13 protein-coding genes and 2 tRNA genes are annotated in these 21,414 nt (G+C 48.7%); 1 reads left to right on the forward strand and 14 read right to left on the reverse strand.

The window, feature by feature from the left end; translation table 11 throughout:
- Positions 1 to 128 precede the first annotated feature (128 nt).
- A complete protein-coding gene (locus CIK99_RS11135) occupies positions 129 to 947 on the reverse strand; it encodes an AAA family ATPase (RefSeq protein WP_094381579.1) in 819 nt (272 codons plus the stop codon).
- A gap of 87 nt (positions 948 to 1,034) precedes the next feature.
- On the opposite strand from CIK99_RS11135, the gene CIK99_RS11140 reads away from it, so the two are divergent.
- Complete coding sequence (locus CIK99_RS11140) at positions 1,035 to 1,970, forward strand: DMT family transporter (RefSeq protein WP_094381580.1); 936 nt, start codon at positions 1,035 to 1,037, stop codon at positions 1,968 to 1,970.
- Positions 1,971 to 2,171: 201 nt separating this feature from the next.
- Here the strand turns inward: CIK99_RS11140 and CIK99_RS11145 are convergent, their stop codons facing one another.
- From CIK99_RS11145 to CIK99_RS11205, 13 genes are all read right to left on the reverse strand, one after another.
- Positions 2,172 to 4,946: a hypothetical protein gene (locus CIK99_RS11145; protein ID WP_144007980.1), complete on the reverse strand. Its 2,775-nt coding sequence runs from the start codon at positions 4,944 to 4,946 to the stop codon at positions 2,172 to 2,174.
- 18 nt (positions 4,947 to 4,964) lie between these two features.
- Positions 4,965 to 5,330 carry a hypothetical protein gene (locus CIK99_RS11150; protein WP_216822807.1) on the reverse strand — a complete coding sequence of 122 codons (366 nt, stop codon included), beginning with the start codon at positions 5,328 to 5,330 and terminating at the stop codon, positions 4,965 to 4,967.
- A 241-nt stretch (positions 5,331 to 5,571) separates the two neighbouring features.
- Positions 5,572 to 9,180 (reverse strand): PL29 family lyase N-terminal domain-containing protein, encoded by a 3,609-nt coding sequence (locus CIK99_RS11155; protein WP_094381583.1) that lies wholly within the window; start codon positions 9,178 to 9,180, stop codon positions 5,572 to 5,574.
- A 238-nt stretch (positions 9,181 to 9,418) separates the two neighbouring features.
- On the reverse strand, positions 9,419 to 10,813 hold the full coding sequence (gene asnS / locus CIK99_RS11160; protein ID WP_094381584.1) for an asparagine--tRNA ligase: 1,395 nt from the start codon (positions 10,811 to 10,813) through the stop codon (positions 9,419 to 9,421).
- Positions 10,814 to 10,853: 40 nt separating this feature from the next.
- Complete coding sequence (locus tag CIK99_RS11165) at positions 10,854 to 12,260, reverse strand: pseudouridine synthase (RefSeq protein ID WP_094381585.1); 1,407 nt, start codon at positions 12,258 to 12,260, stop codon at positions 10,854 to 10,856.
- A gap of 43 nt (positions 12,261 to 12,303) precedes the next feature.
- Entirely contained in the window at positions 12,304 to 13,650 is a 1,347-nt protein-coding gene (gene purB, locus CIK99_RS11170) for an adenylosuccinate lyase (protein ID WP_094381586.1), read from the reverse strand.
- Positions 13,651 to 13,823: 173 nt separating this feature from the next.
- Positions 13,824 to 13,898 (reverse strand) — tRNA-Val (locus CIK99_RS11175).
- 142 nt (positions 13,899 to 14,040) lie between these two features.
- Positions 14,041 to 15,405 carry a TrpB-like pyridoxal phosphate-dependent enzyme gene (locus CIK99_RS11180; RefSeq protein WP_094381616.1) on the reverse strand — a complete coding sequence of 455 codons (1,365 nt, stop codon included), beginning with the start codon at positions 15,403 to 15,405 and terminating at the stop codon, positions 14,041 to 14,043.
- A 22-nt stretch (positions 15,406 to 15,427) separates the two neighbouring features.
- The gene (gene pepT, locus CIK99_RS11185; protein ID WP_094381587.1) at positions 15,428 to 16,654 is read right to left on the reverse strand and encodes a peptidase T; all 1,227 of its coding nucleotides are present in this window, start codon (positions 16,652 to 16,654) and stop codon (positions 15,428 to 15,430) included.
- A gap of 144 nt (positions 16,655 to 16,798) precedes the next feature.
- Positions 16,799 to 16,873: transfer RNA gene (locus CIK99_RS11190), tRNA-Val, on the reverse strand.
- Positions 16,874 to 17,005: 132 nt separating this feature from the next.
- Positions 17,006 to 17,869 carry a DNA replication initiation control protein YabA gene (locus CIK99_RS11195; protein ID WP_144007982.1) on the reverse strand — a complete coding sequence of 288 codons (864 nt, stop codon included), beginning with the start codon at positions 17,867 to 17,869 and terminating at the stop codon, positions 17,006 to 17,008.
- A gap of 5 nt (positions 17,870 to 17,874) precedes the next feature.
- The gene (mutL, locus tag CIK99_RS11200) at positions 17,875 to 19,710 is read right to left on the reverse strand and encodes a DNA mismatch repair endonuclease MutL (RefSeq protein ID WP_094381589.1); all 1,836 of its coding nucleotides are present in this window, start codon (positions 19,708 to 19,710) and stop codon (positions 17,875 to 17,877) included.
- A complete protein-coding gene (locus CIK99_RS11205) occupies positions 19,710 to 21,410 on the reverse strand; it encodes an OstA-like protein (RefSeq protein WP_094381590.1) in 1,701 nt (566 codons plus the stop codon). The genes mutL and CIK99_RS11205 overlap by 1 nt, the downstream gene beginning before the upstream one ends.
- Positions 21,411 to 21,414 lie beyond the last annotated feature (4 nt).

Below are 21,414 nucleotides of genomic sequence, written 5' to 3' on the forward strand. Positions count from 1 at the left end.
CGCTTTATGGGGTAAGGGGATTTTGTGTCTGCGACATTTCTGTTGTGCAAGAAATATGTACAATAAAATGAATTTTGTCGCTTTGCAAGCAAAATCCCACTAAACCCTATAGGTTGCGGATTTGAGGGTCATACAAGTATGTCGCTCACTTCCGTCACTCGGTCTGTCCAGCCGTTCATGATCACCGCCGGCGAGTGTGTGGTAAGGATAATCTGGACGTTGGGGTTCAGTTCGAGGATGAGGTCGATGAGACGTTGTTGCCAGTCTATATGCAGACTCACCTCGGGCTCGTCCATAAAGAGGACGTAGGGCTGGTTGTCTTCCACAAGCACCGTCATCAGTATCACGAGCATCTGTTTCTCGCCGCTGGAGAGCTGGTAGGGAGTAAGTATCTCACCTATCTGACTGAAGGCTATGTCGTTGCGGCTTCTCACCAACTGCTTTCCCGTGTCGGCAAAGAGGCTGTCAATCATGTCCTGGAACTTCTTCTTCGGCTCCGATATCTGCTGTGCCTTCACTGCAGCGTCGGCATCGCCGCTCTGCAGCACGGCTATAATGCGGTTGCCCACATTCACCTGATAGTCGAGATATTTCCTCAGCAGCTGGTATATCTGCCAGTCGAGCTCTGTGTTTACCGAGGCATCCACAATCTTGTTCACCATGTCGCTGTTCATCAGCGGACGGTCGAAGCTGCGTATGTGGTCATACCTTATCCATCGTGCGTCGTCGGGGCATACCTTTATGCGCACGCCTTTGAGCAGATGGCTCGGAAATTCGCCTCCGGGTATCAGTCCCCTCACCACCTTATTCAATATAGTACTCTTTCCCACTCCATTCACTCCGCTGAGTATGTTCACCTTCGGGTCGAGGTTCCATACTATGTGGCGTGTGCCGCTCCAGAGCGAGTCAATCTCTATCTGTTCGATATAATCAGCATATTTCTGCATAAGACTTTTCGTTTTCTTTCTGCAAATATAGTGTTTTTCCACAGAAAATGATTAACTTTGCACCGTTTTTTAAGAATAAATAGATAAATGGATAACAAAAAGCCGCTTTTGGCTCATCTCAGCATGTTTTTGGCATGCGCTTTTTGGGGTCTGATGGCTCCCATAGGCAAGGATGCCATGACACATGGACTCACGGGTATCGACATGGTCACCTTTCGTGTCACTGGAGCTGCCGTGCTCTTCTGGATTGCTTCTCTCTTCGTAAAGCGTGAGCAACCGCCTGTAAGTGATATCCTGAAACTCGGTCTCGCGGGTCTCTTCGGTCTTGTGCTCAACCAGTGTTGTTACACCATCGGACTGAGCATCACTTCGCCCATCAACTCCAGCATCGTCACCACGTCGATGCCTATCTTTGCGATGATCCTTTCTGCCATCATTCTCAAGGAGCCGGTCACCGCCAAGAAGGCGGGAGGCGTGTTCATGGGATTCTGTGGAGCGTTGATGCTTATCCTCACCAGTGCATCTGCCTCCAATTCCAAGGTGGGAGACATCAGGGGCGACCTCCTCTGCATGTTTGCGCAGTTGTCGTTCGCCTTCTATCTGTCGATGTTCAATCCACTGATAAAGCGCTATTCGGTGTTTACGGTCAACAAATGGATGTTTACCTTTGCTGCCATCATCATCACCCCCTTCACATTTTCTCATGTCGCCGCCATTCCCTTTGCTGCCATCAGCATAAAGACGTGGCTTGAGACTGCCTTTGTAGTCGTGGTATGCACCTTCTTTTGTTATATTCTTACCATGCAGGCTCAGCAGGTGCTACGGCCTACGGTTGTCAGTGTGTATAACTACGTGCAGCCTCTTGTGGCTGTTGTCGTCAGCGTTCTCACCGGTCTCGGTGTCTTTAAGCTCACCCATGCCTTAGCTGTCTTCCTCGTCTTTTTCGGCGTAAGATTTGTCACAAAGAGCAAGAGTAGAAAGGATATGGAGGCGGAATTAGGCGAGCGGTCTTACATAAAGTAAGACCCTACTACGGCGGTTTTTCCCCAAAAAAACGAATGCCCTATTCAGTTGATAAGTGAATGCCCTATTCAGTTGGAAGGTGAATGCCCTATTCAGTTGGAAGGTGGATAGGGCATTCTGTTTTGACCTAAAAAAAAGGAAGTTAAAGAAGCGGTTATTGCTTCCTTAACTTCCCTTTTCAAAAAGAGATTAATTCAATATTTAATCGTTATACAATACTTTCTTGCCCTTAACGATATAGAGCTGACCCTTCTTCATTGTCTTCACCTGACGGCCAAGGAGGTCAACAACCTTCTCGTCGCCAGTAGAGTCAACCTCTACACCTTCAACAGCAGCTGCCTGGTAGTTGTCGATATGATACTGGAGCACCATCTTGTTGTTTACCTTACACTCAGATGGGCTTACCGATGTACGGTCTTCGAGATACTTGCCGAAGTTATTGTCGCCAAGAGTAGCCTTTTCAATTATCACTGCATACGACGAGCCAGAAACAATTGACGGCTCATAACTGTCATATACAAGACGAACTGCCGGATACTGTGGAGCTTCAGGTATCACGTACGATTCGAAATGTCCTGTAGCCTTCACTGATGAAGCAGAGAACAAATCGGTGATTATAACTTGTTTTGTCGGGTCTGCAACGAGTCCCTTATCCCAATTATAAGGCAATGTAAGTACGTAGTTTACAAACACCTGGTCATCTACATATATACCGCCTGTATCTCCCCAACGGGCTAAGATATTATATGAATAGTCGAAACCTTCGGTGTCGCCTGCTCCGCTCTTGCCCACGGCAAACGACTTGACAATAGCTTTTGTCAGAGCCACCTTACCATCTACAGTTGCTTTAAAACTACCTTCTGGTATTACGATAGAGTAGCTGCCATTCTCCAAACCAACGATGCTAAACTCAAAGACGTTGTCGGTGGCTGTAGTCTTCAGCACTACATCGCCCATCTTGTTTCCTTTCTCGTCTTTGATATACGCACCCTGTACCTCATTGTTGAGCACTACCTTCGACGTCGAAGAGAACGAGAGCTTCATCATGGTCTTGTCGTTGTCAGCCACCTCTGGCGAGATGCTGCATTCGAGGTCAACAGGAGGAACCACATCCTCTGGCTTCACAGTCTCGGCAAATCCGAAGGCACCTGAGATGTTAGCGGTAAAGACAAGCGAGTATTCTGGAGAAGTGACAATGCTTGCGGCATTATGACTTACAAGAGCATAGGCACTGGCTGGAGTACTCATCACCACGTCAGTGCCAAGCGAGCCGTGCATAGAGAGCAGACCGAATGTCTTGTCGTTATCCACTCCATTCACTATTGCGCGGGCAAAGGTGATGTTATTGACAGCAGCGTCGTAAGTTGAAGTGACGTTGCTCGACGACGTGCCAATATATTTGCCATCCATGGCTGTCAGCACATGGAGATACTTGCCGTCATTAGTGCAGAACGACATTGTGCCGTCGGCATTTTGTGTGGCTTTGAAGGCACCTGCCTTTGCCGCATTGCTGCCTATGCTCACCTTGCCGTCAGCATATTCGAGATAGAGCTTGCTGCCGTTGGCATTCACGTTGTAGATCTTATACCACTTGTCGGTAGTAGGCAGTGTCACTGCTGCATCGGCATAGAAAGCCGCAATGGCTGTGCGCAGATCAGCGTCAGAAGGCACTGTCTCAGCTTCTACCAGTGCCTTGAGGGCAGTGCGTGCGGCACTTGTAGCCGACGGATAGCCTATTCCCTCAACGGTAAGGAGCTGTTTTGCCTGTTTCATGGTTTCAGAGTCCTCGGGCGGAGCATTAGAGATGACGTAGTCCAGTTTTATTTCTGGATTATAACGCACCAATTGTGCATCGTCGGGGAAGGCGTTGAAGATGCTCTGCTCAGGAATTACAATGCTGTATTCACCAAGTTCGGTAATAGCGCTTGTCACGCCGTCGAATTTGAGCGAAACAAGTTTGTCATTTCCATCCACCTTGCTGAGCTTAGCCTGACGGAGAGGTTCTCCATCCTTATTAATAATGATGGCTTTGTCAGTCACTTTTCCTACGGCTTTTGGGAATGCTAACGTTATTTCTCCAGTTATCTCATCTACCCTTCCAGGCGCTGGAGTCACGGTATTATAAGTAAAGGTGTTCTTAGGTACAAGCACCTTGAAGCTGAACGAAGCCTGCTTGTTACCATAGCCCATAGCGTCCATAAACGTATTGGCAGCGATAGAGACGGTGTAAGTATCGTCATGCTCGATAGTTGCGTCAGACTTCAACACAACATTTCCATCACTGATAATAGCAGTGAGCTGCTTAGATACTGTGCCGTCAGCACTGGTAAGCATCACAGGCTTTGAGCTATCTATAGTGGTGATGTTAGAATCGAAGTCGAGAGTCATTGATGTGAAGCTGTCAATAGTCTTTGAATCAGCTATATCAGTTGTAGCAACGAGGATGTCACTTTTGGCGACATACTCTACAGTCAGCTTCTTTATCTCGGTAGAAGAACCGGAGTTTATAAAAGTAATATTGGTGACATCGCCCGCTCCATCGGCTGGAACCCATGTTCGATATGCAGATGTTTCAGTAAAGTCGCCTTTTGCAGCATCTTCAGATGTTACAGAAAGGTCGCCTACAAACGAATCCTCGCTTAGTTGGATTGATTTCAGTACTGCTCCATCAACAACAGAAACCGTGAAAAATGTTGTTGAGGTGATGCGGAGATTATAGGTCTCGGGATTGTCGCCACGCTTTGTAGTGACTATCTGAGCTCCAGTAGCCACACTACCGTTCTTAAAACTAATTCTAACGGGACCTGACTCAAACACCTTGTCGGTCACCATCACTATCTGAGCATTACCATGCATCGGTGTCACCGATGGGGTCAAACCCGTAGGATTGGTAAAGTCAATTGTGCGCGAGTCGTTAATCTGGGCCGATGCCGTCAGTGAGATTAATGACAACAATAAAAACAATAACTTTTTCATAATATGCAGAATTAAGGATTAGCGATGACTGTGGTCAAACTCGTCTTTTGCTGTCTTCACGCATAGCTTCCAACTGCCATCCACCTTAACAGGATTGAACATATAGGCTGTGGTAGGGTCATCTTTGGTCTGTGCTGCCTCAGCAGTGGCGAAGGTGACACGATATTTCACGTCGTTACAACCCTCGAGTTGGAAAGAATAGTAGATGCGATAGTATGAGAGTACGGGAAACATCTCAAACTGACGCTTGTATTTCTTAGCAGTGGTATCAGACAGAGGCTTAACTTCTTTTGTAGAGTCGTTATATTCATAAAGCGAAGCCAATACAGCGTCGTACTTCTTTTGCTTCAGCATCTCCATTGCATCATCGCAGATCTTCAACATAGCAGTCGTATCAGCTTCAGTCAAATGACTGCGAAACTCAGCTATAGCCTCCTCACGCTGTTGAGTAGCATCTTTCTTTTTGCCAGTACAAGAGAAAAGAGTAATGGCACACAATAGCAAAATGAACGAAAAATTCTTCATGAAAGTTTAAATCTATAAAAACTTTAAAAAGGGGTGTGCCCGCATGTGCTGGCACACCCCAATATTATTTGATTACTAATACTAATCTGTAAGAGTCAAATTAGTGACCAGCTGTACGCTCGATGCGGAGTGTCAAGCTTGTCTCGAACTCACCCCACTCGTAGCCAATCTTAACTGGGATTATGAGGTCGAAGTCAGTTACGTTGTCACCATTATCCTTGTACAGGATAGTACCGAACAGAGCCTTATTGGCTTCCATGTAAGCAAGGAGAGCATTGTTATTAGCAGCAGCATTGTATGGCAAGATGTTGAATGCGTTGAATGTGTGTTCGTTCTTGCCAAGAGCACTGCCATCTTCCCAGTAAAGCTCAACTTTCGTAGAGATCTTATCGAGAGGTTTGAATTCTCCTGAGTGCATGTTAGTCTTAACATTAGCTGGGTTGGTATCGATCTTGATGTAGTTAACATTGTAGTAAGCCCAGAACCAAGTCTGATCGCCCCACATGTAACCATAACCCTCACCACGCCAGTCGAACAGCTTGATGTAGTCGAGAGCGTAGATGCGTGTCCAGTTGGTAGCAGCATCGTAAGATACCTTGTTCTCGATCTCCTTCATGTTGATTGGACGCTGCCAGCTAACTGTGAATGGAGCATCAGTGATGCGAGTTGCAACACCACAACCATTGTTTGCTACGAAGCTTACTACAGTGCGGAGCTCCTTGTTGATGTTAGCGTGGTTCTCAGCATAACCTACAGCATTCAGAACAGCCTTTGTAGTGGTATTCTTGAGAAGAACGATATCACCTGTTGTCTGAGTCAGAGTTGCAATCGGAGTATAAGCAGGAGCAGTAAGGTCTGTTGTTGCATAGAGTGTAGCATTGTTGAACAGTGGTGACCACTCAGCAATAGCACACTCATTGAGCAGCTTGTTCAGATCCTCAACTGTAGTGTAGTCATGTGGATCAAGCCATGGCATGTAGAGGTCATAGAGATCATCATATGTAACATTAGCTGCACCAGACTTAGTAGTTACGTACCAAGTTGTACCCTTAGCGTCAACAACCTCAGATACACCAGGAACGAAGTAGTACTTACCTGCAGTCTTCTCTACGTTCTCAACGAGAGTTGTGCGGATAGAGCGGTTGATTCTTCTGATATCACCACCATCGTATGGAGCCTTAGCGTCGAATACGATAGCATCGAGACCTTCATCAGAACCATCGAGACCGTACCAGTAGTTTTTGTTCTTCTCACCGTAAGCTACTGTTGGGATATCCTTACGTGTCAGCTTAGTTGTCAGCTTGATGTAGATGTAAGGATACTTAGCGCCAGAACCTGGGATAGCCTTGAAACGTACGTAACGAGTTACCTCGATTGGGAACGTTGTTGCGTGGTGTGTGAGTTCCTCAAGAACACGAGCGCTCATCTGCCACTTGAATGTGTGGTTAGTGGTTCCGAGTGAGTTACCATAGTAGAATACGTCGCCAGTCTCGCAAGCCATTGTACCGAGCTGCTGAGTAGCAGTAGGAGTAATCATATGCTCTGGGATAGCGGCAGCACCAGCTGAACCATTAGCAGCATAGTCACCATAGATAGACATTACATAAACTGGGTTGTTGTTAGCGTCGCGATCTACAGGGATAGAGCGCTTCAAGTCAGGCTCATACTGAGCGTCGAAGTCTTCCTTAGTCATGTTGTCGAGCTTGGTCTGGAGAACGAGGTTAGAGAACTGACCCCATGTTGTCTGACCGAATACTGTAGCAACATTGCAAAGATCGAACTCAGCTGCACCTGCTGGATAGTTGTCAACCTCGAGGTTAGCAGCAGATGGAGCATCTGGAGCTACGCGAGCGATGTGAACGAGGATATAACCATCGAGAACAACATCACCATTGAAGTTCTTAACGAGAACGCGTACCAGTGGCTCACGGTCAACGGCTGTCTGAGACTGCACACCCGCAAGGCGATTACCATCAGCGTCAACGGTACAAGCCTTCAGAACACCCTTAGCCTGATTTACCCAAGTAGCGTAGCGGCTATCAATAGTAACGTTACTGTCAACGATGTACTCTACGAGAGAGAACTCATACTTCAGACCCCAAACAGCTTCCTTACCATAAGGCATAACTGCCCAAACGTTAGAGTTAGACTTAACGTCATACTTCTTGTAGCAGATACCGAGCTTAGAAGCGATGTCGATGCCTTCGCCGTCCCACTGCATCTCGAGAGCAGCACCATCAGGTGTCTGGAGAGCTTCATGTGGAGTAGCGTAAACATGGATAGGACCTAGGCCTGCGCTGCAAGCACCGTCACCAACACGACTAGGATTCCTTGCATAGTCTGGCTTTTCGTTCCAAACGAGAGACTCGATCTCAGTAACCTCTGGCTGGATAAGAGCATAGTCAGAAGTGATAGCGTCTGGATAACCCAAGTTGTTCTTTGTCAGAACCTGGAGAGCAACTACGTTGTCCTTATTCCAAGCACCTGTTGTTGGACGTGGGTTAAGATCCTGTGGATTATCAATCTTGATACCAGCTGTAAGAACGCCACCTGCTGTGTAGAATGCCTCGTTACCAGCAGCGTCATACTGTGGAGAAGAAATCTTCAAGCCTTCAGCAGCTGCGCGAGTGTAAATTACGTCAGAGTTAAGAGTCTGGTATGTAACATACTCGTTCCACTTAACCTCAGCATTCTGTGGGTTCATATTGTAGTCAACAGTCCAAACTGGACCATAGTTGTAAATCTTTTCAGGAACTACAAAATTAAAGTCAGTCAAGTTGCTAACCTGCTTCTTACGAGTATGGTCAGCGTTGTCATCACGGTGATCAGCTGTATAAGGAATACCCTCTGCCTGGATGTTACCAGTCAACCAAGGATACTCGATAGTCTCGATACCGTCGAGGTAGAGCTTTGGCATGAATACGAGACCCTGGAGGTCAGCTGTATTTGAAATCTGGATTACACCAGCTGGGTTACCATTTTGGTCAACAACTCCGCTAAGGTAGAGGTTACCGCCAGTGAAGACAGCTGTTACGCCAATACCATCGAGCTCGTCGAGAGTAACAGCGTTAGCCTGAATGAGTGTACCATTCTCATACTTGTCGAGGTTCATAGTCTCGGCATTGAGGAGGTAGTAAACGCCTTGGCCGGCAGGAGCTCCAGGTGTGCCAGGCTCGCCCTGATCACCCTTATCACCCTTGTCACCCTTGTCGCCAGGAGCACCAGGAGCACCAGGAGCACCAGGTGTGCCAGGTTCGCCCTGATCACCCTTATCACCCTTGTCACCCTTGTCACCTTTTTCGCCCTTCTCGCCTTGTGTGCCGAGAGCGTAGTACTCGGTCTTTATTGGACCATTGCCAGTGTCCTTGTACCAGTAGCCATCATCACCGATGGTCCAAGAAGTACCAGCTGCGCCTGTGTCACCCTTATCGCCCTTGTCACCCTTTTCGCCATCCTTACCGTTAGTAAGGTTGAAAGACTGACCATTGCTAAGTGTAACGGTAACACCATTAGCATTCGAAGCAACGTTAGTAATAACGCTACCACTTGAAATGAGTGCCTGGATATCACTGATCGCTTTCTTGTTTGCATCGATCTGAGCCTGCAAGTTCTGGATGTCGTCATCGTAGTCCTTACAAGACACGAACGTGCTAGTAGAAGCAGTCAGGAAAGCTCCAAAAAGCAACGCACTAAAGATTTTTCTTTTCATACGATAAATATTAAATTAATTATAGAATTGTATTGTTACAAGCTAAATATCTTCTCTCAAATATCTGCATACTTTTCCTTAGAAAAATGCATTTTCGGTGCAAATATAGACATAAATCTGAAATCTTGCAAATAAAATGAAAGTTTTTTTCTGTTTTTCTTGAAAAAATTATCCATTATGGCTTATTCAGCTGCATTTTGCAGGGTATTTCACGAGTTTTCGTCTATTTTTTGCATTTTTAGAACTCTGCGGTTTTTGGCGTTCTCGGGAACGGGATGACGTCGCGTATGTTCTGCATTCCTGTCACGAAAAGTATGAGACGCTCGAAGCCCAATCCGAAGCCTCCGTGAGGGCATGTGCCGTACTTGCGGGTGTCGAGATACCACCACATATCCTTCATAGGGATGTTGCGGCGTTCAATCTCGGCGATGAGCTTGTCGTAGCTCTCCTCACGCACCGAGCCTCCGATGATCTCGCCTATCTGCGGGAAGAGCACGTCGGTACCCTGGACGGTACGGTCGTCGTCGTTGATCTTCATGTAGAAGGCTTTGATGTCCTTCGGATAGTCGGTCATGATGACCGGACGCTTGAAGTGCTCCTCTACGAGGTAGCGCTCATGCTCAGAGGCGAGGTCCATTCCCCATGACACGGGGAACTCGAACTTGTGTCCGTTGGCCACTGCTTCCTCGAGAATCTTTATTCCCTCGGTATAGGGCAGGCGCACAAACTCGCCGTTGACCACTGAGTTGAGACGCTCAAGAAGGGTTTTGTCAACCATCTTGTTGAGGAAGGCGAGGTCGTCGGCACAGTTGTCGAGTGCCCAGCGCACGCAATACTTGATGAAGTCTTCCTCGAGGTCCATGAGGTCGTTCAGGTCAATGAACGCCACTTCCGGCTCAATCATCCAGAACTCTGCCAGGTGGCGGGGAGTGTTGGAGTTCTCTGCACGGAAGGTAGGACCGAAGGTGTAGATGGCGCCGAGAGCTGTTGCTCCTAATTCGCCTTCGAGCTGTCCGCTCACCGTGAGGCTGGTCTGCTTGCCGAAGAAGTCGTCGTCGTAGATGATCTTTCCTTCCTTGTCCTTCTTCAGGTCGTAAAGGTTCTTGGTGGTCACCTGGAACATCTGTCCTGCTCCCTCACAATCAGACGCCGTGATGATGGGCGAATGGAAATAGAAGAAGCCATGCTCGTGGAAGTAGCGGTGGATGGCGGTCGCCATATTATGACGGATACGCATCACACAGCCGAAAGTATTGGTGCGCAGACGCAGATGGGCGTGCTGACGCATATACTCGAACGTCTGGCCTTTCTTCTGCATGGGATAGTCAGAAGGACACGTGCCAAAAAGCTTTATCTCGCGGCACTGGAGCTCCACCGACTGTCCAGAGGCCGGACTCTCGACGAGCAGTCCAGTGGCGGAGATGCAGGAGCCAGTGGTGATCTGGCGGAGCAGCTCCTGGTCGAACTGTGCGGGGTCAACGACGACCTGGATATTGTTGATGGTAGAGCCATCGTTAAGTGCTATGAAATCGACTGCCTTTGAAGAGCGGTGGGTGCGTACCCATCCTGCCACGGTCACCTCTTGGTTCTCGGCCTGCATCTTCAGGGCGTCGGCGATTTTTACTCTTTTCATAATCTATTATTTATATTATGTGAAGCCCATCGGGCTTATTCTACTCGTATGCACCCATGCGGAGACGGTCAACCTCTTCCTCTGTGAGGTAACGCCAGTCGCCACGACGGAGGTTCTTCTTAGTGAGACCTGCAAACTGTACGCGGTCGAGCTTGGTCACCTTATAGCCGAGCGACTCGAAGATACGGCGCACGATACGGTTCTTACCGCTATGGATCTCAATGCCCACCTGCTTCTTGTCGATAGGATCGGCATACTCGCAAGCGTCGGCCTTGATATCGCCGTCCTCGAGGGTTATGCCATCGCGGATGAGCTGGATGTCGTGTGCTGTGACATTCTTGTCGAGATAGACATGATAGATCTTCTTCTTCAGGAACTTTGGATGGGTGAGCTTTGATGCCATGTCGCCATCGTTGGTGAGAAGGAGCACACCCGTGGTGTTGCGGTCGAGACGGCCTACAGGATAGATACGCTCCTTGCAGCAGTTCTTCACAAGGTCCATGACGGTCTTGCGCTGCTGTGGGTCGTCAGAAGTGGTGACATAGTCCTTCGGCTTGTTGAGAAGCACATATACCTTCTTCTCAAGGCTTACCGGCTGGTCGTGGAACTTCACCTCGTCGGTACGGAGCACCTTTGTTCCAAGCTCGGTGACTACATTACCATTGACGGTGATGACACCTGCCTGTATGTACTCGTCAGCCTCACGACGGCTGCATACACCAGCGTTAGCAAGATACTTGTTAAGACGAATCGGCTCGTTTGGATCGTAGTTCTCCTCCTTGTACTCGATACGCTTCTTCATGCTATACTTAGCATTTGGATCGTAGCCTGGGGTATGCTTACGGAATCCCTGCTGAGGACGACCGTAGCCACCCTGCATCGGACGACCATAGCCACCCTGCTGAGGACGACCGTAGCCACCCTGCATCGGACGACCGTAACCACCCTGCTGAGGACGACCATAGCCACCCTGCTGAGGACGACCGTAGCCACCCTGCTGAGGACGGCCATAACCACCCTGCTGAGGACGACCATAACCACCCTGCTGAGGACGACCGTAACCACCCTGCTGAGGACGACCGTAGCCACCCTGCTGAGGACGACCGTAGCCACCCTGCTGAGGACGACCGTAGCCACCCTGCTGATTGTATCCGCGAGGCTGGTAACCAGAACGTGGGTTCTGACCACCATCTTCGGGGTTATTGTAATTGGTGCGTGGACGGTAAGCAGGGCGCTGCTGAGGTGCTGAACCCTGCAGTGCTGCTCCGAAACCCTCAGGGCGGAAACCGCCCTCATCACCTGAATCATTCTGCTTGTAACCAGCGCCTGTGTTGGCATATTGGCGTGGCTGCTGGATGCGTGGACGTGGTGAACGTCCTGCCTGTGGACGGAAATTAGGCTGATAACCGCCCTGAGTCTCTTGATCTTTCTTTTCGTTCTCTTCCATAATTGTGGATTTTTGTTAATAATGTTGGCCTCGCGGCTAATGTTTATTCACCTGTATAGTTGTGAGGAGTGATAGCTTTGAGCTCCTCTTTCACCTCATCGGAAACGTTGAGAGTGTTGATAAACTCATGGATGAGTTCCTGCGACATCGGTTTGTTGGTACGTGTAAGCTGCTTGAGCGCCTCATAGGGATGAGGATAAGCCTCGCGGCGCAGTATGGTCTGAATGGCCTCAGCCACCACAGCCCATGTATTATCAAGGTCGTCAGCTATCTTTTGTTCGTTGAGGATGAGCTTGCCCAAGCCCTTTAGTGTGCTTTCGAAGGCAATGATGCTATGACCTACCGGCACGCCGACATTGCGGAGCACGGTAGAGTCTGTAAGGTCGCGCTGGAGGCGGCTCACAGGCAGCTTGGCAGCAAGGAACTGGAGGATGGCGTTGGCGATGCCAAGGTTGCCTTCACTATTCTCATAGTCGATAGGATTCACCTTATGTGGCATGGCGCTTGAGCCTACCTCACCAGCCTTGATACGCTGTTTGAAGTATTCCATGGAGATATACATCCAGAAGTCGCGGTCGAGGTCGATGACTATGGTGTTGATACGACGCATGGCATCGAAGATGGCTCCAAGCCAGTCGTAGTTAGATATCTGTGTAGTGTAGCTCTCGCGTGCCAGTCCGAGTTTCTCGGCAACAAACTTGTCGCCGAACTCGCGCCAGTTGTATTGTGGATAAGCCACATGATGAGCATTGAAGTTACCGGTGGCCCCACCGAACTTAGCTGTATATGGCAACGACTTGAGAGAAGCCAACTGCTGTTCGAGACGATAGACGAACACCATCACCTCCTTGCCAAGGCGTGTTGGCGAAGCTGGCTGTCCGTGTGTCTTTGCCAACATTGGCACGTCAGCCCATTCGGCAGCCTTTGCCTTGAGGTCGTCGATGAGACGCTGGAGTGTAGGGATATACACATCCTCAACAGCCTCCTTAAGCGACAATGGCACTGAGGTATTGTTGATGTCCTGCGACGTCAGACCGAAATGGATGAACTCCTTATAGGGCTCCAATCCTCCGATAGCATCAAACTGTTCCTTGATATAATACTCAACCGCCTTAACATCATGGTTGGTGGTTTGCTCTATGGTCTTTACCCTTGTGGCGGCTTCCTCGTCGAAGAGACGATAGATGTCGCGAAGAGTGTCGAGCTTGTCGTGTGGGAAAGTGGCGAGCTGCGGCAAAGGCAACTCAACGAGAGTGATGAAATACTCGATTTCAACACGCACGCGATATTTTATTAAGGCAAACTCCGAGAAATAGGGTGCCAAAGGTTGTGTCTTGCTTCTGTATCTGCCATCAATAGGCGAGATTGCTGTAAGTACGTCTAAATTCATTACTATATATAATAAGGTGTAATTCTATGCTTTTTCTATTTAGGTTGCAAAGGTAAGCAGTTTTTTTGAGATAAGCAAAGAAAAATCTGCTTTTTTAGTGTTTTTTATACAAATACAAGTTAAGGGCAACAGGTGAAAAGAAAAAGAGGTTCCCTTTCGGAAACCTCTCGTTGTGGGCGCTGAGGGATTCGAACCCCCGACCCTCTGCTTGTAAGGCAGATGCTCTAAACCAGCTGAGCTAAGCGCCCATTGTCTTAATTGCGGGTGCAAAGGTACGAAGTTTTTTTATAACCACCAAATAAAATCGTGCTTTTTTTCATAAAAACATGAAAAAAGCACGATTTTGGATGTTTTTCTCTTTACCTTGTAGTAGGAATGAGTATAAAGAATTTAGATGATCTGTTCGAGAGTTGAAGTATTGTCGCGAATCTCCTTGTCTGAGAGAGAATAGTTCTGGAGGTCGCCATTGATATACCTGTCGTAGGAAGTCATGTCGATAAGGCCATGACCAGAGAGATTGAAGAGGATGGTCTTCTTCTCACCTGCTTCCTTACAGCGCACAGCCTCTCTGATGGTGGCGGCAATGGCATGACAGCTCTCGGGAGCGGGGATGATGCCTTCGGTACGTGCGAAGAGCATACCTGACTGGAAAGACTCCAACTGCGGAATATCGACACCATGCATCATCTTGTCTTTGATGAGTTGGCTGACGATGCTTCCCGCTCCGTGATAACGCAAGCCGCCGGCATGAATATTTGCTGGTTTGAAGTTGTGTCCGAGGGTGAACATGGGGATGAGCGGAGTATAACCTGCCTCATCGCCGAAGTCGTACTGGAACACGCCGCGCGTGAGCTTTGGACAAGAGTCTGGCTCTGCTGCTATAAACTCTGTATTCTTTCCGTCGAGGATATTGTGACGCAGGAACGGGAAGGCGAGACCGCCGAAGTTTGATCCGCCACCGAAACAAGCGATGACCATATCTGGATATTCTCCCGCCATCTCCATCTGCTTCTCGGCTTCGAGACCGATGATGGTCTGATGTAGAGTCACATGGCTGAGCACAGAGCCCAAAGTGTATTTGCAATGAGGAGTGGTGGTGGCGAGTTCCACTGCCTCAGAGATGGCAGTGCCGAGTGAGCCTGGATGGGTAGGATCGACGGTGAGGATGTTCTTTCCCGCACGTGTTGACATCGAAGGAGAACCAGTGACTGCCGCACCGAAGGTACGCATGATAGAACTGCGGTAAGGCTTCTGTTCCATAGAGATCTTCACCTGATAGACGGCGGCATCGAGTCCGAAGACCTTAGCGGCATAAGAGAGGGCGGCGCCCCACTGTCCGGCACCAGTCTCTGTGGTGACATTTGTCGTTCCCTCTTCCTTACAGTAGTAGCACTGCGGAAGGGCTGAATTTATCTTATGGCTGCCTAACGGGTTGACTGACTCGTTCTTGAAATAGATATGAGCCGGAGTGTCGAGGGCTTCCTCAAGGGCATAAGCACGTACGAGCGGTGTGGAACGGTAGTACTTATACTTCTCCAATACCGGTTCTGGAATGTCTATCCACTGGTGTGTGACGTCGAGTTCCTGACGGGCACATTCAGCGGCAAAGACATGGCTAAGATCTTCAGCGGTGAGTGGCTGATGATTGGCTGGATTGAGTGGTGGCAGCGGTTTGTTAGGCATGTCTGCCTGGATATTATACCACTGCGTAGGAATCTGATTCTCTTGGAGAATAAATTTTTTCTGTTTAGTCATAATAATTGTATGTTGTTTATTGTTATTCATTATACTCCCCCGCTATGCGACAGATATTGATGATGACATCCATAGCTTTCTGCATAGACTGTACGCTGATAAACTCGTATGGACCATGGAAGTTGACGCCGCCGGCGAAGATATTCGGACAAGGAAGTCCACGGAAGCTGAGTTGGGCGCCATCAGTGCCGCCACGAATAGGCTGCACCTTTGGAGTGACACCACTTTCCTGCATGGCCCTGAGCACTATGTCGATGACGTGCATCTCTGGCTCAATCTTCTCCTTCATGTTATAGTACTGGTCTTTGATCTCTACCGTCGCTGTGCCGTCGCCATATTTCTCGTTGATCTTGTCAACACATTCGGCTACAAGACGTTTACGTGCCTCGAAGCTCTGACGGTCGTGGTCGCGGATGATATAGCTGAGAGAGGCGAGTTCGGTGTTGGTGTGCATACCGATGAGATGGAAGAAGCCCTCATAGCCCTCGGTAGTCTCTGGTGTCTGATCGGCAGGCAACATGGCAGCGAATTCTACAGCAAGACGGTTGGCATTGACCATCTTTCCCTTGGCATATCCTGGATGTACGCTCACTCCATGTATCTCCACCTTAGCAGAAGCGGCGTTGAAGTTCTCATACTCCAGTTCGCCCACATCGCCGCCGTCCATGGTATAAGCCCACTGGCAGCCGAACTTCTCCACGTCGAAATGATGTGCTCCCATGCCAATCTCCTCGTCGGGGTTGAACGCGATGCGGATGTCGCCATGGGGTATCTCCTTATGGTCGCGCAGATAGCACATCGCCTGTACTATCTCGGCGATACCTGCCTTATCGTCGGCGCCGAGGAGGGTGTGTCCGTCAGTGACGATGAGATCCTCGCCTACATGGTTGAGCAGTTCGGGGAATTTCTTCGGTGACGACACTATACCTTGCGACAACAGTATGTCGCTGCCGTCGTAGTTGTTGATGATATGAGCCTTTACATTTGCTCCACTGCAGTCAGGGCTGGTGTCATAATGACTTATGAAACCTATCACGGGTGCATTGGAATTCTTTATATTAGCTTTCAGTGTCGCATACAGATAGCCTTTGTCATCGAGATATACATCGTCGAATCCCTCGCGCACAAGTTCCTTCTTCAGATATTCCGCGAAGACGAGTTGCTTTGCCGTACTCGGTACGGTGCTGCTGTCTTCCGACGACTGTGTGTCGAATTTTGTGTATTCAATAAATCGTTCAATCAGTTCCATTTGTATATATGTTTTCAGTTTATGGGAGCAAAGGTAATGAATAAAAAGGATATATGCAAGAAAAAACTACGATTTTTTATCTTTTACCACTATTCTGGAATAATTATACGAAAAAAGAGGCTTCCTATTGGAAACCTCTCATTGTGGGCGCTGAGGGATTCGAACCCCCGACCCTCTGCTTGTAAGGCAGATGCTCTAAACCAGCTGAGCTAAGCGCCCTTCGTTTTGTTTGCGAGTGCAAAGGTACGAAGTTTTTTTGGTTTGAGCAAATTATTTCACTACTTTTTTCGTATTTCCTACAAAAAAGTTGTATTTAGCCTCGGAAGACGGTCACTAAGTGGCGGATAATAGCTATTCTTTGCCATCAGACTGAGGCTGTTTCTCTTCATCAGACTGAGGCTGTTCTATCTGCTGTCTAAGCATCTCGTTTTCCATCTGCTCGTCTTCGAGCTGTGCTTTTATTGCATCTATCTCCATCTGATACATCTCGTGTATAGCCTCTACATCGGGAGCTTTCTTCCACTTGGAGTTACCAATATAATATGTAAAGCCTATCTCGACGCCTGCTGACGACAGATACTGGCAAACGGGAGCGACGACAGCCTCCTTATGCTTGTTTCGGTGCATATAGCTGAGGTCGATATTGAAGGTGACACGATCAGAGAGACGGAACGTATTAAGCAATCCTACCGACACGCCAGTGAAATTATTGTTGTAAGAAAGGTTTCGCATCAGTCCGAAACCAAAATATGGGATGCAGTTATAGAGGCGATCGGGGTTATAGCCAACAAAGAGATTGCTCGCGTTGAACATCGTCTGGAGTTGGAAGCTGAGATACTTTATTGACTCATACGTGCCAATGGCAGGATCGGCAAGTCCCTTGCCCCAAAAGCCATTAAGTTTCATTCTCAGTCCTAAGCCCGGAGTAAACCACTTGCCTATAGCCATCGATAACCCAACATTGTTTCGGAACGACTTGAATGGGCTCTTTGAAGTCCCATCTGGTTCGTTCTCGTTATAGAGAGCCGTTCCGACGATGCCGGCAGACACAAACCAGTTGGAGAAGAACGAGTTTGTGGTCACGCTATAATGACGTGTGGATGACGTGTTCCATCCCGACTGTGCCTCGAAGCTCTCATCCTGTGTCAGCTCGTCTTGAGCAGAGGCTACGAGAGCTACTGTAGCCATTAAAATAAATAAGATATATCTTTTCATGTCCTTTATCCCATTAGTTGTTCAATCTCTCGTTGTGGAAGAATACATATTATCGCCTTGCCGTCGGGGGTATAGTTGACGTTGGAACAAGTGAAGAGTTCGTTGATGAGCGACTCCATCTCGACGTTTGACAACACCTGTCCTACGGGTATAGCCGCCGCACGTGCCATGGTGAGGGCGAGAGAGCGTCGGAGAGCATCTGTTGACGACGACACATTGTCGGCAGCATCATCGAGCATAGACACAAGCAAAGCCTTGCAGTCGATGCCTTCCAGTCCGGCAGGAACGCCATTGATAGAATAGCTGTTCTGTCCGAGGTCAGTGAGGTCAAATCCCATGTTGTTGATCTCCGGCAACACCTTATTGAGCAAGACAGCCAAGGAAGCAGGAAACTGGACCACCTCGGGGAAGAGCACCTGCTGCGACGGCGAGATATGCGTCTCCATCTGCTTCATGTAACGCTCAAACCGGATACGCATGTCGGCCCTCTGCTGATCGACGATCATCAGTCCCGACTTGACGGCAGTCATGATGTAATGTCCTTTATACTGATAGTGTGCCAACGACCGTTCAGAGAAGTCGGAGTTTGCCTCGGACATTATGGGTTCGGAGAAGTCGAACGACTGTTGTGTGGCCTCTGGCCTTGACGGCACTGGGTCGTCGTCGCCAAGACCATTATACAGATCCTCCCATCTGTCTGGCACGGCGGGCTGTCGCGCCTCGCTATGAGTCTTAAACGGATTATAAGAGGCGTTATATTGCGGCTGCGGAGGAGCGTAGGTCTCGTGCTGCGGGTCGAAGAGCGGGATATCTGGTTTGCCTTCGGTATCGAAGTCGATACTTGGAATCTCGCAAAACTTGCCGATAGCATCGTTGACAGCAGCCGAGAGTATCTGCCAGATAGGCTGTTCGTTCTCAAACTTTATCTCCGTCTTTGTAGGATGGATATTGACGTCGATATCAGAGGGGTTGACATCGAAATAGATGAAATAAGGCACCTGCATTCCCACGGCGACGAGACGATCAAAGGCATTCATTATCGCCTTATGGAAATATGGATGTTTCATATACCTGCCATTGACGAAGAAGAACTGATGAGCTCCTTTTTTCTTTGCCGACTCCGGCTTTCCTACGAATCCCTTAATACGGCAGAGCGACGTATCTACCTCTACCGGCAACAGCACCTGGTTGAGACGCTTGCCAAACACATCGACGATACGCTGTCGGAGGCTACCCGGACGGAGGTTTATCAGTTCGGTGCCATTGCTATGCAGCGTGAAGGCGATATCGGGATAGACGAGAGTGATGCGTTCGTATGCCGTAAGGATATTGTTCAGTTCGGTGGTATTGGTCTTCAAGAACTTACGTCTTGCAGGGACATTGAAGAAGAGGTTGTCAACAATGAAGTTACTGCCTACGGGACAAGAGATAGGCTGCTGTTGCACCACCTTTGAGGCAGAGATGACCAGTTCGGTGCCCACCTCGCTCTCGCTCATACGCGTTTTCAGTTTCACCTGTGCCACGGCGGCTATCGACGCCAATGCCTCGCCACGGAATCCCATGGTGGAAAGGGCGAAGAGGTCGTCGGCCTTACGTATCTTTGATGTGGCATGACGCTCGAAGGCGAGACGGGCGTCAGTCTCCGACATACCCCGTCCGTCGTCGATGACCTGTATTGAGGTGCGTCCGGCATCGACCACCACCACATCGATACGTTTTGCGTCTGCATCGATGGCATTCTCCACGAGTTCCTTTATGACAGAAGCCGGTCTTTGTATCACCTCTCCCGCTGCTATCTGGTTGGCAACGGAGTCTGGGAGCAGTTGTATTACGTCTGACATTAGTCTATTTTCTCTTCGTTTTCTTCTTTTACTTCGTTTTCTTTTGCTTCTTTCTCTTCTTTCACATCATCGTTAAACAGATGCTGCAGCGGAGCCTCTCTTCGTTTCTCGGGTTTCAGCTCTGCCCCACCCTTCTTTGGTCGCCATTCGAAAATGTCGTCCTTGTTGAGTGGTCGGATATAGTCAAACCACGCGTAGTTTGGCAGGAAATACTTTTCGGGCGGCACCTGTGTCAACGGATAGAGGGTGCCCTTTGCCTTTGGCATCCATATCTTCTTCATCTTCCTGTTTTCAAGGAACATGCGCATCTGCGTGGTCTCGGTATAGTTAAGACCGATGATAGTGCTGTCGCTGTCGTCGATGGGATAATAGACGATCTGCACATTGTCTTTCGACTCCGCCTCGTATATCTCTCCTTTCTCGAAGAAGGCGAACATTTCTTTTGACGATATCTGGTTGAAATGGATAGAGTCAGGCATCTGCTCGACGGAGAGAGCCTGTCCGATGACATGAGCCCTGTTGACGGTAGAGTCTTTCATATACACCCTTATCTCCTCGCCGAGGAGCTGCTGGTTCATATTCCATATTATCGGGTCGCGATACATGATCATACAAGAGTCCAGGGAGTTATATACCAAGGAGTCGCACACCGCCTGCACATCGATTCTATAGGCGCGTACATGGTTGTAGGCGTGTATCTTGCGATATACCGAGTCGGTATTGATGTTGAAGGTAAAGATCTTAAATGTGTCGGCGTGCATGTATAGCGAGTCTTTCTGCGAGAAGTCGATAGCCACGGCACGTTTTGTCGCCATGGCATATCCCGTATTCTCGTCATACCAGCAATAGTCGCCAGTGAGTTTGTTCTTGTTGATGGAATCGGTATAGATGACATTTCCAAAAGCCTCCGACGTGCCTTTCTTGCTGTCATAATACACGCTGTCGCCGATGACGGATTTACCGTTGTCTTTCATCATCGACCGTCCGTAGAGTTCTGACTGTTCGCTCTTGGTATTATAATAGCCGTCTTCGGTATAGATATGGCTATTGCCCGAGGTGATGTTTGACGGACCTACGACATGTGCCAACGACTTGCCGGTGTCATAGTAGAGCGTGTCGGACGTCATATAGAATTTCTTGTTGCGCAGTCGCACGTCATAGTTAAACACCGCCATACGGGTCTTCGTGTCGTACTCTCCCCAGTCGGAGGTGAGCACACTGCCGTTATCAACGAGTTTTCCTCCTTCAAAGAAATAACCTATGTTATAAAGACGGTCGAAGTTAAGGCTATCGGTATATAGTTTCGACTTACGATGAGTGAGCACAACATTATATCGCGCCATTGCCATCTGGTCGTTGCCGTCGTAGTAGGCGTAGTCGGAAAAGAGCGTGAGAGTGTCGCCCTGATACATCTTCACATTGCCGAAAGCCTCGAAGGAGTTTGACGCCTCGTAGAAATGCGCACTGTCGCAGAACAGCTTAGCTCCGTTATGCTTAAACTGTACGTGTCCGTTAAGAATCTGTGCGTCAGGATTCTTATACTGGTCGTATGACAGCACGTCAGAATGTATGAGATACACCCTGTTGTCTTCCGTCTTAGCCTGTCGTCTTACTCTCTTCTTCCCTTTCTGCGGCGTCACTGCCCAAGCCAGCGTGAAGATGCAGATAGCGGTAAGGATAAACGTTGTTCTTTTCGACATATTT

It is taken from the genome of Prevotella sp. P5-92, assembly GCF_002251245.1.
GTDB lineage: Bacteria > Bacteroidota > Bacteroidia > Bacteroidales > Bacteroidaceae > Prevotella.

Excerpts from the sequence above, each read along its gene's own strand:
- CIK99_RS11135 (WP_094381579.1), bottom strand. The coding sequence starts at position 947 with ATGCAGAAATATGCTGATTATATCGAACAGATAGAGATTGACTCGCTC.
- CIK99_RS11140 (WP_094381580.1), top strand. The coding sequence starts at position 1,035 with ATGGATAACAAAAAGCCGCTTTTGGCTCATCTCAGCATGTTTTTGGCA.
- CIK99_RS11145 (WP_144007980.1), bottom strand. The coding sequence starts at position 4,946 with ATGAAAAAGTTATTGTTTTTATTGTTGTCATTAATCTCACTGACGGCA.
- CIK99_RS11150 (WP_216822807.1), bottom strand. The coding sequence starts at position 5,330 with ATGTTGAAGATCTGCGATGATGCAATGGAGATGCTGAAGCAAAAGAAG.
- CIK99_RS11155 (WP_094381583.1), bottom strand. The coding sequence starts at position 9,180 with ATGAAAAGAAAAATCTTTAGTGCGTTGCTTTTTGGAGCTTTCCTGACT.
- asnS (WP_094381584.1), bottom strand. The coding sequence starts at position 10,813 with ATGAAAAGAGTAAAAATCGCCGACGCCCTGAAGATGCAGGCCGAGAAC.
- CIK99_RS11165 (WP_094381585.1), bottom strand. The coding sequence starts at position 12,260 with ATGGAAGAGAACGAAAAGAAAGATCAAGAGACTCAGGGCGGTTATCAG.
- purB (WP_094381586.1), bottom strand. The coding sequence starts at position 13,650 with ATGAATTTAGACGTACTTACAGCAATCTCGCCTATTGATGGCAGATAC.
- CIK99_RS11180 (WP_094381616.1), bottom strand. The coding sequence starts at position 15,405 with ATGACTAAACAGAAAAAATTTATTCTCCAAGAGAATCAGATTCCTACG.
- pepT (WP_094381587.1), bottom strand. The coding sequence starts at position 16,654 with ATGGAACTGATTGAACGATTTATTGAATACACAAAATTCGACACACAG.
- CIK99_RS11195 (WP_144007982.1), bottom strand. The coding sequence starts at position 17,869 with ATGAAAAGATATATCTTATTTATTTTAATGGCTACAGTAGCTCTCGTA.
- mutL (WP_094381589.1), bottom strand. The coding sequence starts at position 19,710 with ATGTCAGACGTAATACAACTGCTCCCAGACTCCGTTGCCAACCAGATA.
- CIK99_RS11205 (WP_094381590.1), bottom strand. The coding sequence starts at position 21,410 with ATGTCGAAAAGAACAACGTTTATCCTTACCGCTATCTGCATCTTCACG.